11 protein-coding genes are annotated in these 16175 nt (G+C 59.8%); 8 read left to right on the plus strand and 3 right to left on the minus strand.

Annotated elements, in window-relative coordinates:
* The first annotated feature begins 199 nt into the window (after positions 1-199).
* Both ABRP87_RS05565 and ABRP87_RS05570 read left to right on the plus strand, forming a co-directional pair.
* Positions 200-445, plus strand: a complete 246-nt coding sequence (locus ABRP87_RS05565; RefSeq protein WP_005285139.1) for a ribbon-helix-helix domain-containing protein — start codon at positions 200-202, stop codon at positions 443-445.
* Entirely contained in the window at positions 442-684 is a 243-nt protein-coding gene (locus ABRP87_RS05570; RefSeq protein WP_349864295.1) for a toxin, read from the plus strand. Before ABRP87_RS05565 ends, ABRP87_RS05570 begins: the two co-directional genes overlap by 4 nt.
* 215 nt (positions 685-899) lie before the next feature.
* Here ABRP87_RS05570 and ABRP87_RS05575 read toward each other — a convergent pair whose 3' ends face one another.
* Positions 900-2726 carry a phosphoenolpyruvate carboxykinase (GTP) gene (locus ABRP87_RS05575; RefSeq protein WP_349868002.1) on the minus strand — a complete coding sequence of 609 codons (1827 nt, stop codon included), beginning with the start codon at positions 2724-2726 and terminating at the stop codon, positions 900-902.
* A gap of 363 nt (positions 2727-3089) precedes the next feature.
* Between ABRP87_RS05575 and trmB the strand changes: the two genes are divergently transcribed.
* From trmB to lipS1, 6 genes are all read left to right on the plus strand, one after another.
* Complete coding sequence (trmB, locus tag ABRP87_RS05580; RefSeq protein ID WP_349868003.1) at positions 3090-3866, plus strand: tRNA (guanosine(46)-N7)-methyltransferase TrmB; 777 nt, start codon at positions 3090-3092, stop codon at positions 3864-3866.
* A complete protein-coding gene (locus ABRP87_RS05585; protein WP_005285198.1) occupies positions 3867-4460 on the plus strand; it encodes an NYN domain-containing protein in 594 nt (197 codons plus the stop codon). It begins immediately after the preceding gene.
* A 14-nt stretch (positions 4461-4474) separates the two neighbouring features.
* Positions 4475-6628 (plus strand): MMPL family transporter, encoded by a 2154-nt coding sequence (locus ABRP87_RS05590; RefSeq protein ID WP_349868004.1) that lies wholly within the window; start codon positions 4475-4477, stop codon positions 6626-6628.
* Positions 6629-7657, plus strand: coding sequence for a lysylphosphatidylglycerol synthase transmembrane domain-containing protein (locus ABRP87_RS05595; RefSeq protein ID WP_349868005.1), 1029 nt, complete (start codon positions 6629-6631; stop codon positions 7655-7657).
* The gene (locus ABRP87_RS05600) at positions 7654-7992 is read left to right on the plus strand and encodes a DUF3054 domain-containing protein (protein ID WP_239275399.1); all 339 of its coding nucleotides are present in this window, start codon (positions 7654-7656) and stop codon (positions 7990-7992) included. The genes ABRP87_RS05595 and ABRP87_RS05600 overlap by 4 nt, the downstream gene beginning before the upstream one ends.
* A gap of 238 nt (positions 7993-8230) precedes the next feature.
* Positions 8231-9625, plus strand: a complete 1395-nt coding sequence (gene lipS1 / locus ABRP87_RS05605) for a triacylglycerol lipase LipS1 (RefSeq protein WP_349868006.1) — start codon at positions 8231-8233, stop codon at positions 9623-9625.
* A gap of 254 nt (positions 9626-9879) precedes the next feature.
* Here the strand turns inward: lipS1 and ABRP87_RS05610 are convergent, their stop codons facing one another.
* Positions 9880-11436 (minus strand): acyl-CoA carboxylase subunit beta, encoded by a 1557-nt coding sequence (locus tag ABRP87_RS05610; protein WP_349868007.1) that lies wholly within the window; start codon positions 11434-11436, stop codon positions 9880-9882.
* On the minus strand, positions 11411-16171 hold the full coding sequence (locus ABRP87_RS05615) for a beta-ketoacyl synthase N-terminal-like domain-containing protein (protein ID WP_349868008.1): 4761 nt from the start codon (positions 16169-16171) through the stop codon (positions 11411-11413). The genes ABRP87_RS05610 and ABRP87_RS05615 overlap by 26 nt, the downstream gene beginning before the upstream one ends.
* Positions 16172-16175: the final 4 nt, after the last annotated feature.

Here is a 16175-nt window from a genome sequence, read left to right on the forward strand (position 1 = left end):
CCGCGTCCACAAAGTCCCTAGACTCCGAGTCCAAAAAGTAGCTGGACTCCAAGTCCAAAAACCTCATGGACATAACACTATCGGGCTAAGGAGTCCCTGCGCAGCGGGAGAAAGAAGCGCTAGTTCAGTAGCCGAGGTAGGACCTAAACTCACAACGCTTCATATCGACAGCGCACAATTTTCGTTATACGATATTTTCATGCCTGTGAACATCACTCAAGACCAACTCGACAATTGGGTTTCCGAAGCAGAAGAAGGCTACGATCCAGAAGTGTTGAAAAAGCGCGGACGTGGACGCCCCGGTCGCGGGGCGGAGCCTGCTCAGGTCGTTGCTGTGCGCCTGACTGCCGATGAACTTAGCGCCCTAGATCGCCTGGCTACGGAAAAGAATCTCACCCGATCCGAGCTTGTCCGCCAAGCAATCAGCGCACTCACGGCGGCATGAGAGCAGCCAAATCTGCCACAAAGCACGGTATCGCAGAAACCGACGGAATCCATGCTGCTTCCTATCCACTGTGGATAGAGCCTCTTGATGATGACCCTAGTCAATGGCGAGAACTCCGCCTCGGTTTTGATACCCATGCTCGACTGCTGGAAACCGTCGTGGTTGTTGCCTCCGACGGGGACGAACTATTAATCCATGTAATGAAAGCCCGACCACACTACAGCAAGCTCATCGAATAACGACGTCCCGATCCTCACCGGTTGAGGCACTCGCCGAGGGGCCCTGTTGGATCCGTGACCAATCCTAGAGACGATTTATTCCCACTTTCGTAGTGCAGGAATCGTTCCGAGGCCTAAACCACAGAATGTGTTGTTTAACCCCAACAAAGATCTAACCCCAGAGCATTACGCTGCTGGGGTTAGCTTTATGCGGGGAATTACCGCGGATAAACGCGTTAGGAAGCTGCGTCCTCCACGCGCTTCTTCAGGGCGCGGAACTGGTCCCACACTTCCTCAGGCACACGGGAACCCAAGAAGTTCAGGTACTCGGCGTTGTCTTGCATATCGCCTTCCCATTCCTTCGGGTCAACGGCGAGTGCGGCGCGAACGTCGTCGACTTCAAAGTCAAGGCCTTCCAAGTCGATGTCCTCGGCGCGGGCGGTGCGTCCGACCACCGTGTCCTCGGCTTCCACGTTGCCTTCGATGCGGTCGATGATCCACTTGAGGACGCGGGAGTTCTCACCAAAGCCCGGCCACAGGAAGCGGCCGTCGTCGCCGCGGCGGAACCAGTTAACCAGGAATACCTCTGGCATGCGGTCGCCGCCCTTTTTGCCCATGTCAATCCAGTGCTGCAAGTAGTCACCGGCGTTGTAGCCCATGAACGGCAGCATGGCCATCGGGTCGTGGCGCAGCGCGCCAACTTCGCCCTCTGCGGCTGCGGTCTGGCCGGAGGACAGCAGTGCACCGATCATGGTGCCGTGGTCCCAGTCGAAGGACTGGGTGACCAGCGGAACCGTGGTCTTGCGGCGGCCGCCGAAGAGGATGGCATCGATCTTGACGCCCTTCCAGTCGTCGTATTCCGGCGCGGCGGTGGGGCACTGGGAAATCGGTACGCAGTAGCGGGAGTTCGGGTGTGCGGCCTTGGTGGACGATGCCGGAGTCCAGTCCTCACCGGTCCAAGAGATGAGGTGCTCTGGTGCCTCCTCGGTCATGTCCTCCCACCAGACGTCGCCGTCATCGGTAAGCGCAACGTTGGTGAACAAGGTATTGCCCGGCTTCATGGTATCCATGGCGATCGGGTTGGAATCGTAGTTGGTGCCAGGGGCAACGCCGAAGAATCCGTTTTCCGGGTTCACAGCGTAAAGGCCGTCCTCGCGCAGGTGCAGCCAGGCGATGTCATCGCCTACGACCTCAGCCTTCCAGCCAGGAATGGTGGGGGTGATCATGGCCAGGTTGGTCTTACCGCACTGGGATGGGAATGCGGCGGCGACGTGGTAGTTCTTTCCTTGAGGGTTGGTCAGCTTCAGGATGAGCATGTGCTCAGCCATCCAGCCTTCTTCCTTAGCCATGACGGACGCGATGCGCAACGCGTAGCACTTCTTGGCCAAGATGGCGTTGCCACCGTAACCGGAACCGTAGGACCAAATCTCCTTGGTCTCTGGGAACTGGGTGATGTACTTATTGTCGTTGCACGGCCAGGCAACGTCTTCTTCGCCTGGCTGCAGCGGGGCGCCGACGGAGTGGAGGGCGTGGACGAAATCGCCGTCCGTACCGATCTTGTCCAGTGCTTCTGCGCCCATGCGGGTCATGATGCGCATGGACAAGACCACATAAGCGGAATCGGTCAACTGCACGCCGAGCTTGGGCTCTGGATCGCTAATCGGGCCCATGCAGAAAGGAACGACGTACATGGTCCGGCCCTTCATGGATCCACGGAAGGCCTCCGTCATTTCTTCCTTCATGGCCTTTGGCGGTGCCCAGTTATTGGTTGGGCCTGCATCTTTTTCCTTCGAGGTGCAGATGAAGGTGCGGGATTCCACGCGGGCAACGTCCGCAGGGTTGGACCGCGCCAAGTAGGAATTCGGGCGCTTTTCCTCATTGAGCTTGATGAGGGTGCCTTTATCGACCAGCTCTGCGGCGAGGCGGTCAGCCTCTTCCTGTGAGCCATCCACAAAAGCCACCTCGTCCGGCTGGAAAAGCTCAACGCTTTCATTAATCCAATCGATCAGTTCTTGATTGTCTGTAGGCAGCTCTCCAACGAGGCCCTGAATGGTGGCGGTCATGAAAAATTCTCCTCTGGATAGGATGTGAAAATCGGGGCATATCACGGCCCAACTTTGCCTTCCGCCTCCAGATTAACCGGCAAAGACAAAATATTGGTCACATTAAGTGTCATTTTTCCCACTCCGGTTATATCCACCGCCGTGAGCGGACATTTACCGAGCACACTGTGGATAATTGTGATATCAAGCGTGATTTTCTCCACACCATTTCGGGGGTATTAAAGTTTCCTATTTACCCATTCTATGCCACAAAGAACCACCCCCGCAGAATCCACCAGTTATCCTCCCTCCCCCCATACGGTGGGGAAAATACCCGGCGCGGCATATTGCTTGCCATGCCTGGACAGGGAAAAATAGGGCGCAATGAATAGCACGGATAATTCTCAAAACACCCCTGCCGGAGAAATGCCGCCGGGCCGCCCGCCGCAAACGGACTTCAATACGGTCTTTGATAATGACCTGGACTACCCGCGCCTGGGCAATGTCACCTTCCGCCGCGGCACGCTCACGGATAACCAGCACCAGCTTTTTGAGCAACGCTGGCCCGAGCTGGGCCGCGTCTTAAGCGATGAGCTTATCGATGTCGATGAGTGGTTCGGCCGCACCGGCGCCAAGACCATCGTGGAAATCGGCTCCGGCACCGGTACCTCCACCGCGGCCATGGCACCGCTGGAGCAAGACACCAATATCATCGCGGTAGAGCTCTATAAGCCTGGCTTGGCCAAGCTCATGGGGCAGGTGGAGCGCGAGGGCATCGATAATATCCGCATGATCCGCGGAGATGGCGTGGAGGTCATGGTGCGCATGATTGCCCCGGAATCCCTGGACGGCATCCGCGTCTTTTTCCCGGACCCCTGGCCCAAGGCGCGCCACCACAAGCGCCGCATCATCCAATCTGGCACGCTCAACCTCTTTGCCTCCCGATTAAAGAAGGGTGGCGTCCTGCACGTTGCGACCGATCACGCCGGTTATGCCGAATGGATAGATGAGCTCGTGCACGTTGAGCCCAGCCTGGAGTACAAGGGCTGGCCGTGGCCGGGTTGCCCGCAATTGGTGGATCGCCAGAACATCACCAAGTTTGAGGGCAAGGGCCTAGATAAAGAACACGTCATTACTGAATATCTGTGGGAGAAGAAGTAAATGAGCACCTATCTACTGGTGTGGGACGCACCCAATATGGATATGGGGCTCGGCTCGCTGCTCGGCGGGCGCCCCACCGCGGCACACCGCCCGCGTTTTGATGCCATCGGCCGGTGGCTGGTCTACCGCGCGGTGGATGTCGATGCGGATCCGCAGGCCGCAGTATTTACCAATGTCTCCCCCGGTGGCGCCGATGTGATTCGCCCGTGGGTAGAGGCCATCCGCAACGTGGGCTTTGGCGTCTTTGCCAAGCCGAAGATCCACGAGGATGATGACGTGGATCCGGATATGATCGACCACATTGAAAAACTGCGCGATGATCTCGCCGGCGTCGTGGTGGCCTCTGCCGATGGTCAGAACTTTCAGCCCTTGTTAGAAGAGCTCATTGATGAGGGCCTGCCTGTTACCGTCCTGGGTTTCCACGAACATGCCTCTTGGGCCGTGGGCCACCCCGAGATCGAGTTCGTTGACTTAGAAGATATTGACGGCGTCTTCCGCGAGCCGCTGCCCCGCGTCAACCTGGATAACCTGCCTGAAGGTGGTGCATGGCTCCAGCCATTCCGCCCGCTGGCTGCGCTACTAAATAATAGCTAGGAGGCTTACCCCACATGTTTGAAAAATGGGGACGATTTTCCTACGCGCACCGCAAGGTCATTCCCATCGTCATCCTCGGTGCCATCCTTGCCCTCTTCGTAGGCTTTGGAACCCAGCTCGAGGAACGCATGAGCCAGGAGGGCTGGGAGGACCCGAAGGCGGCATCGACAAGCGCGGCGCAAATCGAACAAGAAACGTTCGGCCGCGATAATTCCGGCGACGTGATTTTGCTCTTTAGCTCGCCCGATGAGAACTTCGATGCCGCCAAGGAGCACTTGGCGCAGCTCAAAGAGGATTACCCGGACCAGATTGACTCTGTCACCAGCTATTTCGATAGCAAAAATCCCAACCTGGTCAATGATGATCACTCGCTAGCCTTTGCCGCCATTGGGCTCAAGAGCGATGACGAACAAACGCTGAAGGATTTCCGCGCCATCGAGGGTGCGCTGACGGATACCTCCGCGCCGGTCGAGGTTGCCGGCGCCACGGCCGTGGCAGACGCACTCGATGAAGGCATGGCAGAAGATATTGCGCGCGCGGAAAAGGCCGCGCTCCCGCTCGTTGGCCTGCTGCTTCTGGTGGTCTTTGGTTCCGTAGTGGCGGCGTTCATGCCGCTTATCGTCGGTGGCCTATCCATCCTGGGCTCGCTGGGCATTTTGGCCGTCCTGGCCGGTTTCCTGCAGGTCAACGTCTTTGCCCAGGCAGTGGTCACGCTGCTGGGGCTGGGCCTGGCCATCGATTACGGCCTATTTATGGTCTCCCGCTTCCGCGAGGAACTGAACAAGGGAAGCTCCACCAAGGATGCCGTGGCCACCACCACCGCCACCGCCGGGCAGACCGTGGTCTTTTCCGCGGCGATGGTCGCCGTCGCGCTCTCTGGGCTCTTCCTCTTCCCCCAGGCCTTCTTGAAGTCCGTTGCCTATGGCTCGATTTCCGCCGTCGGCCTGGCGGCCCTTTTGTCCGTCACCGTCTTGCCGGCCCTGTTTGGCATGCTCGGGCCCAAGATCGACCTGTGGTCGGTACGCCGTACCTCCCGCACGGCCCGCACCATTCAGGACACCTGGTGGTACAAGCTGCCGCGCTGGGCCATGCGCCGCGCCAAGGGCCTGACCCTGGCCATCTGTGGCCTGCTCATTGCGCTCGCACTGCCGATCATGAGCATCACCTTCGGCGGCATCAACGAGACCTACCTGCCACCCAACCACGACACCCGCGTGGCGCAGGATACCTTCAACGACGAGTTCCCTGCCTTCCGCACCGAGCCGGTCAAGCTCGTGGTGGAAGGCGCCACCAACGAGCAGCTTGTCGATGTCGTCATGCAAGTCCGCGGCCTCGACGGCCTTACCGAGCCCATGGGGCCATCGACCGCCACCAAGGACGGAACCACGGTCCTTTCGGCCGGCATTAAGGACCGCGAGGACTACGCGCGGATCGTCCACGAGCTCGAGGACGTCAAAGCGCCCGAGGGCGTGAACCTGTATGTCGGCGGCACGCCAGCCATGGAGGTGGAATCGCTCGATGCGCTCTTCCACAAGCTGCCGTGGATGGCGCTGTACGTCGTCCTCGCCACCTTCATCCTCATGGCATTAGTCTTTGGCTCCTTCGTGCTGCCGATTAAGGCCATTGTCATGACGCTTCTGACCTTGGGTGCCACCCTGGGCATCCTGACGCTCATGTTCGTCATCGGCGTGGGCTCTGGCGCGCTGAACTTCTCGCCCGGCCCGCTGATGAGCCCCATTCTGGTGCTGATCATCGCCATCATTTATGGACTGTCCACCGACTACGAGGTCTTTTTGGTCTCCCGCATGGTGGAGGCGCGGCGGCGCGGCGATTCCACGGATGAGGCCATCGCCGCAGGCACCGCGCATACCGGCGGCATCATCACAGCGGCGGCCCTGATTATGATCGTGGTGGCGGGCGCGTTCGGCTTCTCCGATATCGTGATGATGAAATACATCGCGTACGGCATGATTTTTGCGCTGCTTATCGATGCCACCATTGTCCGCATGCTCCTCGTACCCGCCGTTATGCACCTGCTGCGCGAGGATAACTGGTGGGCGCCTAGCTGGTTGCACCACTTGACCACTAGGCTTTCTGGTAGTACCACCCGCCGTGGGAAGACCATTCCCTTCAGTGAGTTAAAGCGGCGCCTTGAAGGAGATAAATAATTGAAAAATTGGCTGCAAGTCATCGCCTCGCTCGTCATCCTGGCCATCCTCATCTATGTCTTCCGCGATGAGCTGGACTTTTTAAGCGAAGGCTTCTCCCGGCTCTCCCACGCCGAACCAGGGCCGGTAACGCTCGTGGTCGTTGCCTCTATCCTCTCCGTCGTGGCGATGGGTGAGGTCATGCGCCTGCTTATCCGGGCCGGTGGCGTGGAGGTGGAAGCGACGGAAACCGCCGCCCTTACCTTTGCATCCAATTCTTGGTCCACCACGATGCCCGCAGGCCCAGCCTTTTCTGCCATTTTGACCTTCCACGTGCAGCGCACCTGGGGCGCCTCGGTGGTCCTGTGCGGCTGGTTCTTTGTGCTGTCATCGGCCATTTCCACCCTGTGGCTGGTGCTTATTGGGCTCGGCGGCGTGCTCTTCCTCAATGCCGATATGGCCCTGTGGTCCCTCATCGGCACATTGGCAGCGATGCTGGCGCTCTCCGGCGGGCTCTTCTGGCTAAGCAACCACCCCGAAACGCTCGAGCGCTGGGTAAAAAAGCAGCGGCTGATAAAGGGTTCCAAGCGCGAAGCACTGCTCGAGCACGTAGAGAGCCTCAAGGAAGTGCACCTCACCCGCCGGCAATTCGCCTGGGCGTCGTTCTACTCCTTGGCCAACCGGCTCATTGACATGGTCGCGCTCTGGGGCTGCGTCTGGGCCGTGACCGGCCAAATGCCCACGACCGACTCGGCCGATAACACCACCACCATCGCCGGCGTCGCGCTGGCTTATCTCACCGCCAAGCTGGCCGGCTCCGCCCAGGTCACTCCGGCGGGTCTCGGCACGGTGGAAGCGGCGATCATCGCCACGCTCGTGGCCACGGGCATGACCGCAGTCGATGCCACCAGCACGGCGATCATCTACCGCCTTATCTCTTTTGCCTTCATCACCGCTATTGGCTGGATCATTTACTTCTGGCACTATGCCCGCAAGGGCATTACCTACGCCGCGCTATCCCGTAAAGAAAAAGAAAAGGAAACCGTATGACTTCCACGCGTATCGCTCCGCTCATTGACATCATCGCCTTGATGATTTTCGCCATCGCCGCCCGCCTCGCCCACGGCGGATTGAGCTTTTCCAGCTGGGTCGATGCCTTCTGGCCTTGGGCGGTAGGCGCGCTCATCGGCTGGGCCATCATCCTCGCCACAAAGGTCCAGGGCAAGTGGAAAGAGGGCGTTGTAGTCTGGCTGTCTGCCATCATCGGCGGCATGGCCCTGTGGATCATGGTCAATGGCCGCCTGCCCCATTGGAGCTTCCTCATCGTTGCGACCGTGATGTCCGCCCTGTTCTTCTTTGGCTGGCGGCTATTTGCCCGTAAATAAATACGCCCATCCCATGGGAAAGACGCTTTCCCTAGGGCACACATCAGTCAAATTCAATCATCAGTTTTTGGCTTTGCGCTGTCCACCTCGCCTCTTGTAGGGGTGATCGGCTCAAAATAACATTTCAAACTAATAGTACGGGAAAAGCTTTTAGTGAATAATTGCCCGTATCCGAACACAGAATTTCAAAATCGGATACCGCTCAATTATCCCTACAAGAAGTTGAAAGGCTCCCGTAGTGAAAGCTGCAACCCGTAACTATCTAGCGCTTGTGGCCTCAGGGGTTCTCATCACTGCCGCTAGCCCTGTCGCCGGGGCTATCGATTCTGTCGAATCGGCTCCACCGATTGAAGAGAATTCAGAGCTTCCAGAATCCGCTTTTATTGACGAAGCCCTTAAAGGCTCAGCCCCGGCCAAGAATTCACAAGAGGCGGCGTCAATCGCCGAAGAATCCTCCACACTACCTCCCCTTTCATCAGGGCTGTTGGGTTCAGGTGACCATATTGGAGACCAATACACTGCTTTCTATCATGATCCGGTAGACCTCGATTTTTCGGAGCCAGGACAGCTCTTCCGAACAGAATCTGTGCGCAATCCCAAAAACCCACTTGGCATCAACAACGTTGGCCCTTATAAGGCAGAACGCATGCTCTATTCATCCACCAACCACTCCGGAGAAAAGATCCAAGTAAGCGGGATGGTCATTGAGCCTAAAACCGAGTGGGACGGAGAGGGCCCACGCCCTGTCGTGGCATTTGCGCCGGGTACTCATGGTTTAGCGGACCGTTGTGCCGCCTCCCGTAAAATTGCAGACGGGGTAGGAGACTACGAGCAGTTCTATTTCCATCAGTACCTTAAAAAGGGCTATGCCGTAGTACTCACCGACTATGAGGGGCTTGGCACCCCTGGCATGCACACGTACATGGATCGCGCATCCCAAGGACACACGGTCCTCGATAGCATTCGAGCTGCGCAGCAGCTGGATGGCTGGGACATTAACGAATCCAACCCAGTATTTATCAATGGCTATTCCCAAGGCGGAGGAGCCGCTGCCGCTGCCGCCGAGCTATATGACGACTATGCTCCGGAGCTCAACATCAAGCTTGCGACTATTGGTGCTGCCCCAACAGATCTAACGTTGTTGCCTTCTGCCCTCGATGGATCATTGTATTTCCTCTTCGAGGCGTATGCCCTTTTGGGACTAAGCAACTCCTATGGCGAGGATCTGTACTCGCATCTCAATGACAGGGGCACACGAAAGCTACAGGATGCGACGAATACCTGCACCATGGGGCTTCTTAAAACCGCCGGCACTACCGTGGAGCGGATCAGCAACGATGGCAGGAACGTGCAGGACTTTATTGACAGCGAGCCTTTCCAATCGATACTGGCAGAGCAGCATATTGGCTACGATGCACCCGCTATTCCAGTCGTCATCACGCATGGCCGCGGTGACGACGTTATTCCGTTTTCTACCGCTGAAAAGCTCGTCGATGAATGGACTGAGCGCGGCGCCGATGTCACTTTCATCCCCAATAACGCCCACACTCACCCGACCGGCACCATCCCGCACATCATCGAATCAGTAAAGGCGATCGACGCCGCCCTACAGCACGAGAAGGGAAGCCAGTAAATACTTGCTCTCCCCCTACACCATGTAAAAAGGCTCCGAGGCGAACAAGCCTCGGAGCCTTAAATATGTGCGAAATATTCTCAGCTTAGAACGGCACGTTGATTGGCAGGCCCGCTACGAACTGGTTGTACGCCCAGTAAGCGTAGCCAATGATCTCACCAATCAGGTCGAGAGCGTAGAGCAAATTAAACAAGGGATTCTCCTTCAGCTGTCACGAAACTCTTATTTAGGTATCGCGACGCCGTAGCACCGCGTTACATCGGCGCAATATTGTGCTTTTTGGGCAGGTCATGCGCCGTCTTCGTGGCCAATTGCCGCAGCGCCTGGCGCAGGGCAATGCGCGATTGATTCGGCTGAATCATGGCATCGAGGTAGCCGCGCTCCGCTGCCACGTAGGGCGCAGTCATGGTCTCATCGTAGAAGTCCATGAACATCTTCTTGGTCGTCTCGCGCTGCTCTGGGGTCTCGGCGGCCTCGAGCTGCTTGCCTGCGATCATGACCACGGCGGCGGCCGCGCCCATGACGGCGATCTGCGCGGTAGGCCACGCCAAATTAATATCGCCGCTTAAGTTCTTCGACCCCATGACGGCATAGGCGCCGCCGTAGGCCTTGCGCACGATGAGCGAGACCTTTGGCACGGTCGCCTCCACGACCGCGAAGGCAAACTTCGCACCGCGGTGAATCAGGCCCACCTTCTCTTGCTCCACGCCCGGCAGGTAGCCCGGCGTATCGACGACGAAGACGAGCGGAACGTTATAGGCATCGCAGATGCGGATAAATCGCGCGCCCTTATCGGCGGCATCGGCATCGATGCAGCCGGCCAAGTGCATGGGGTTATTGGCCACAAAGCCCACCGTTTTGCCGTCGATGCGGCCAAAGGCGGTGATCATATTCGGCGCGAAGTTTTCTTGGATTTCGATGAGCTCATCGTCATCGCCAAGCTGGGTGAGCAAATCCATCATGTCGTAGCCGGCGTTGGTGTCATCCGGCATGAAGGAATCTAGATCCTCGTCTTCGGTGATTTCGGCATCGGAAGGAGCGGGGAAGGTCGGCGACTCGTCAAAGCAGGTCAGCGGCAGGTGATCCAAAATATCGCGCACCATGTCAAAGGCGTCTTCCTCAGAATCCACCACGGCAGAGACGTTGCCGTTGAGCTCCTGCTGGCGGGCACCGCCGAGTTCAGCGGAGGTGACGTCTTCACCGGTCACCTCACGGATGACGTTGGGGCCGGTGACATACATTTCCGCTTCCTCATCCACGGCGATGACAAAGTCAGTGGTGACCGGCGCGTAGACCGCGCCACCTGCGGATTTCCCCATCATGATGGAAATCTGCGGGCTGCGGCCAGAAAGCGGCAGCTGGCGGCGGGCAATTTCGGAGTACATGGCCAGCGAGGTCACCGCGTCTTGGATGCGGGCGCCACCGGAATCTTGGATGCCGATGACCGGGCAGCCAATCTTGATGGCCATATCCATGATCTCGGTGACCTTCTTACCAAAGGTGACACCCACGGAACCGCCGTAGACTGTCTTATCGTGGGCATAAATACACACGGGGCGGCCGGAAACGCGGCCGTAGCCCGTGACCACGCCATCGGAATAGATGGCCTCCGGGTCACCCGGGGTCTTGCCCAAGGAGCCGGTTTCGACGAAGGAACCTTCATCCAAGAGCTCGTTGATGCGCTGGCGAGGAGTGGTACGGCCTGCCTCGTCGCGGCGTGTGCGGGAACGCTTGCTGCCTGGATCTTGCGCTTCTTCTAGGCGCTTGCGCAGGTCAGCGAGTTTCTCAGCGGTTGTTTGCTTGGCCGCCACGTATCTTCTCCTCGATCCAATCATTCATATGCTTGCCCACGGTGCCAATGGCTGGCTCGTCCGGCACTGCCAAGTGATCGCCGGGCAGCTGCACAATATCTAGATCCTTAACGATAACGCCCCAGCCGCCATCCGGATCAACCTCAGCGTAGCGCGGCTCCAGCTCGATCGCACCGTCATGCATCCGCTCGGAGCGGAAAAGCAGCACGGGAACGTTGACATCGGCCCAGCGGTGGAAATCGATCTTGGCCAAAATCTGGTTATCCACGAAGGACGCGCGCTGGTGCTCCAGGACGCCGGCGGATAGGCCGTGTTCGGAGGCATCCGTCGTGGCCAAGAATTCCGCCAGCATGGTCATCAAGGCATCCTCGCCCATGGTTTCCAACATCTCGTACGGCGGCTCGAAGTCCAGGCCATAGGTCTTCTTGGCAAAGGCAGCGTAGCGCTCCCACCGGGCGCGGGTTTCTTCCGGCGTATCCGGTGCCGGGTGGGAGGGCTGCGTGGTATCGAGCAAGGAAATGAAGGCGACCTCGGTGCTCTCCTCCCCGCGCTTGCTGCGCTCTGCCAGCTGGTAGGCCACCTCATAGGCCAAGGCGCCACCGAAGGACCAACCGCCAAGGACGACCTTGCGGCCGCGCGCATAGCGAACGATGTCCTCGATATAGGCGGCGGCGCGCTCTTCTAAGGAGCCTTCAATCCTTTCGACGCCGTAAACGGCGACGTCAGTTGGCAGCCGACGGGTCAGCGGCTGGTAGACCACCGTGGTTCCACCGGCCGGGTGGAACATGAATACGGCTGGCCCATCGGCCTCGCGCAGGACGCGAATATTGCCTTCCACCTCGGTTTCAAGCCCCTCGCGGACCAGGTCAGCCAAGGTTTCCAGCGCCTCGGCGTCGAGGACCTGCTGCGCGGTGACGTCGATGTGGGCGCGCTCGCGCAAGCGCTCGGCGATCTGTGTGGCCACTTCTGCAGAGATTTCCGGAAGCGGCGAGGTCACGCCCGCCGGGGCCTTGCTGGTAATGCTTGCCCAAGTGCCAAAGACCATGCGCTCAGAGGCATCGCGCGGGGCGACGCCGACGCCCTGCTCTGAGTCTTGGGTGGTGTCGTCTGCTGCGGCCGCGGGCTCTGTAGCTGTCGGTGCAGCTTCGGCGCTAGCGTCACTATTATCAAAGCGGCCGCCGGCAACGGCCTCCTCAACCATGGTGATGACGTCTGCCAAGGAGGCATCGCGAAGCGCCTGCACCTGCAGCGGTGGAATCTGGAAGTCATTTTCCACGCGGTTTTTAATTCGCATGCCCATTAAGGAATCGAGGCCCAGGTCAATCAGCGGCAGCTCGCGCGGCAGATCCGAGACGTCATAGCCCATGGATTCGGACACGATAAGCGCCAGGCGGTCCTCGACGGTCTCTTGGCGCGGATCCCAGCGCACCGCGTCTACATCCGCGTCATCGGCAGTCGGCTCCGGGGCGGCGCTGCCCTCTGGCACCGCTGCGACCCCAGGGATCGCACCCGCGCCCAAGTCCAAGCCGGAGGCAAAACCTTCCGCCAAGAGCTCAGTCCGGGTCTCCTGCACGCTGTAGACGGCGATGGACATGCCGCCGATGGACGTGGTGACCACGGTGGTAATTTCCCCGTATGGCGGGAGATCGCGGTGTTCCTCCGCGGCCACGATGTGTGCCCCAGGCTGCACCGCTTCTGCGGCGGCCTCCACGATAGCCAGCGCGGACGGGGCTTGGTCGGCGTTGGTGGAAAAGGCCACCTTGCCCTCCGGCAGGTTCACGCGGGTACCGGGCAGGCCGGATACCCCGGCCGAAGGCCGCGCATTGGTCCAGAAACGCTGGCGGTTGAACTGCGTGTACGGCGCTTCCGCCTGCGCGCCCGAGCCCACTACGGCGGCGAAATTCACCGGGTTTCCGGTTACGTAGAGCTTGCTCAATAGATCCAACAAGGACTCGGTGGGATCCACCTTGCGCTTTAGGCTATACAGCAATTGCGCATCTGCCTTGCCCACGGCAAACGCGGTAGACATAAGCCCCATGAGCGCCACCGGGTTCGGCGAAATCTCCACCAGCTGGGTGTGGCCTGCGGCAAAGGCCTGTTCCGTAGCGTCCTGCAGATACACCGGGTAGCGGGTCATGCGCAGCCAGTAATCCTCATCGTGGACGGTGGCGCCGGGGCGGTAGACCTCGCCCTTATCCACGGAGGAAAAGAGCGTCGTGTGCAGCGGGCGGGCCTCCATGCCGGCGATGGCAGCTTCGAGCTCGCCCAAGATCGGATCGACGGCGGAGGTGTGCCCCGCCGCCTTCACGTTGAGGGCGCGGGCGAATTTTCCTTCCCCATCGAGTTTTTCCACCAGGTCCAGTACCGCCTGGCGCGGCCCGCCCACGGTGGTCATGCCGGGCCCGGTATAGACGGCTGGTTCGATGGCTGCATCGAGGGCGGCGATGTCCTCGGCGGACAGCTCGACGACGGCCATGGCGCCTTGGTCGGCCTCGCTAAGCGATGCTTCTCCCTCACCCATCAAGCGCGCGCGGTGGCAGGCAATAATCATCGCATCCCGCGCGGAAATGCCGCCCGCAGCATAGGCCGCGGCGATTTCACCCATGGACATGCCCATAACGCCCGCCGGGCGCACGCCGAAGGAGGCCAATAGGTCCGTCAGCGCGATCTGGATGGCGGTGATGGCAACCTGCGCCGTTTCCGTGTCATAGGTTTGGGAATCGTCCTCAACGATATCCAGGATCGACCAGCCGGACTCGAAATCGACGATAGCGTCGAGTTCTTTCAGCCGCGCGCTAAACAGCGGCGAGAGGGCGATCATGTCCTTCGCCATCTTGCGGTGCTGGGAACCAAAGCCTGAATACACGAAGACCGGACCTTGCACGTGCGGGGAATCCGCCGCGGCAATGCCGACAGACACCTTGCCCTCGGCCACCTGGCGCAGGCGCTTAATGGCATCTTCAGTGGAGCTGGCCATGACGACGGCGCGCGAGCGCGCGTGGTTGCGGCGCGCGACCGTGCGCGCTACATCGGCCAAGTCTGGTTGTTCTGCCTCGAGGAAATCCGCGAGCAGGCCTGCCGCACGCGCGCGGCGGGAGGGCAAGAGGCCGGAGACCGGCAGCGCCACCGTGTCGGTGGATAGCTGCGGCTCGGTGGTACGCGGGGTGCCCTGGTAATCCGTCAAGACGACGTGGGCATTCGTGCCACCAAAGCCAAAACCCGATACGCCGGCCACCTTTTTCCCGGAGTATTCCGGCCACTCGCGCGGGTCTTCAACGACCTCGAGGCGCTCGGCCACGAAATCGATATAGCGGTTCGGACCAGCGTAATTGATATTTGCCGGGATGATATCGTGCCGCATGGCCTCGATGACCTTGATGAGACCCACGACGCCCGCGGCGGATTCGGAGTGGCCGATATTGGTCTTGGCAGAGCCCAAGAGCACAGGCGATTCAATCCCGCGCCCAGCGCCCAGCACGCGACCGAGCGCGCTGGCCTCGATGGGATCGCCCAAGATGGTGCCCGTACCGTGGGCCTCCACATAATCCACGTCCTCGGGCGCCACGCCCGCATCCGCGTAGGCGCGGCGCAGCACGTCTTCTTGCGCTTCTGGGTTAGGCGCGGTCAGGCCATTCGAATGTCCATCAGAGTTGACGGCAGAACCCTTGAGGACGGCTAGGATTTCATCGCCATCATCCTCCGCGTCCTGTAGGCGCTTGAGCACCAGCACGCCGGCGGCATCGGCACGCACGATGCCATCGGCGTCATCAGAAAAAGCATGAATGGCGCTGGTAGGAGAGGTCACGCCGAGCTCCGAAAAGGCGGTGGAGGCGTGCGGAGCGGCCAAGATATTCACGCCACCCGCCAGCGCTACATCGGCGGCGCCGGTGCGCAGATCCTTGATCGCATGGTCAACCGCAACCAAGGAAGACGAGCAGGCCGTGTCCACATTGATGGACGGGCCGCGGAAATCCAGGGCATAGGAAATGCGGTTAGCAACGACCGCCGAGGAATTACCCGTGAGCGCATAAGGGTGCATCTCCGTGGGATCGGCCGTAATCAGCATGCCGTAATCATTATTGGTCGAGCCCATGTACACGCCCGTGTGCGTGCCGCGCAGCTCATTGGCGGGAAGGCCCGCGTTCTCCAGCGCGTGCCATACCAACTCAAGCAGGATGCGCTGCTGCGGATCCATGTTCGCGGCCTCCAGCGGCGATAGGCCAAAGAACTCCGCATCGAAGGATGCAACATCGTCGATATAACCGCCGTCGGTATTTTGCTGCGCGATCTTCTCGCTCATTACCGGATCCGCGCTGTACTCAGACCACCGCCCCACCGGCAGCGGCCCCGTGCCCGCGCGCGATTCCGCGAGCATGGTCCAAAATTCCGGCACATCTTTAGCGCCTGGGAAACGTCCGGACAAGCCGATAACCGCAATATCAGAACCCTGCGCGGCGCGAGTTGTGCGCTGCACGCGCGGGGCATCGTCGCGCCGGCCCGCGGGCTCAGTAAGCAGGCGATTGGCTAGGAGCTCAATCGTGGGATACTCATACGCCACCGTGGCATCGAGCCGCGTGCCTAAAAGATTTTCTAATTCACCCGACAGCACCACGGCATCTCGAGAGGAAAGACCATAGTTTTCCAGTGGGGTGGAATCTAAAATCTCTGTGGCGGCAACGCCCGTGGCCTGGGATACCCAGTCACGCAGCCATGCACGAAGTTGCTCGATGGTCATAAAC

Origin of the sequence: Corynebacterium sp. KPL2830 (genome assembly GCF_040225635.1) — a bacterium.
In the GTDB taxonomy this organism is placed as follows: domain Bacteria; phylum Actinomycetota; class Actinomycetes; order Mycobacteriales; family Mycobacteriaceae; genus Corynebacterium.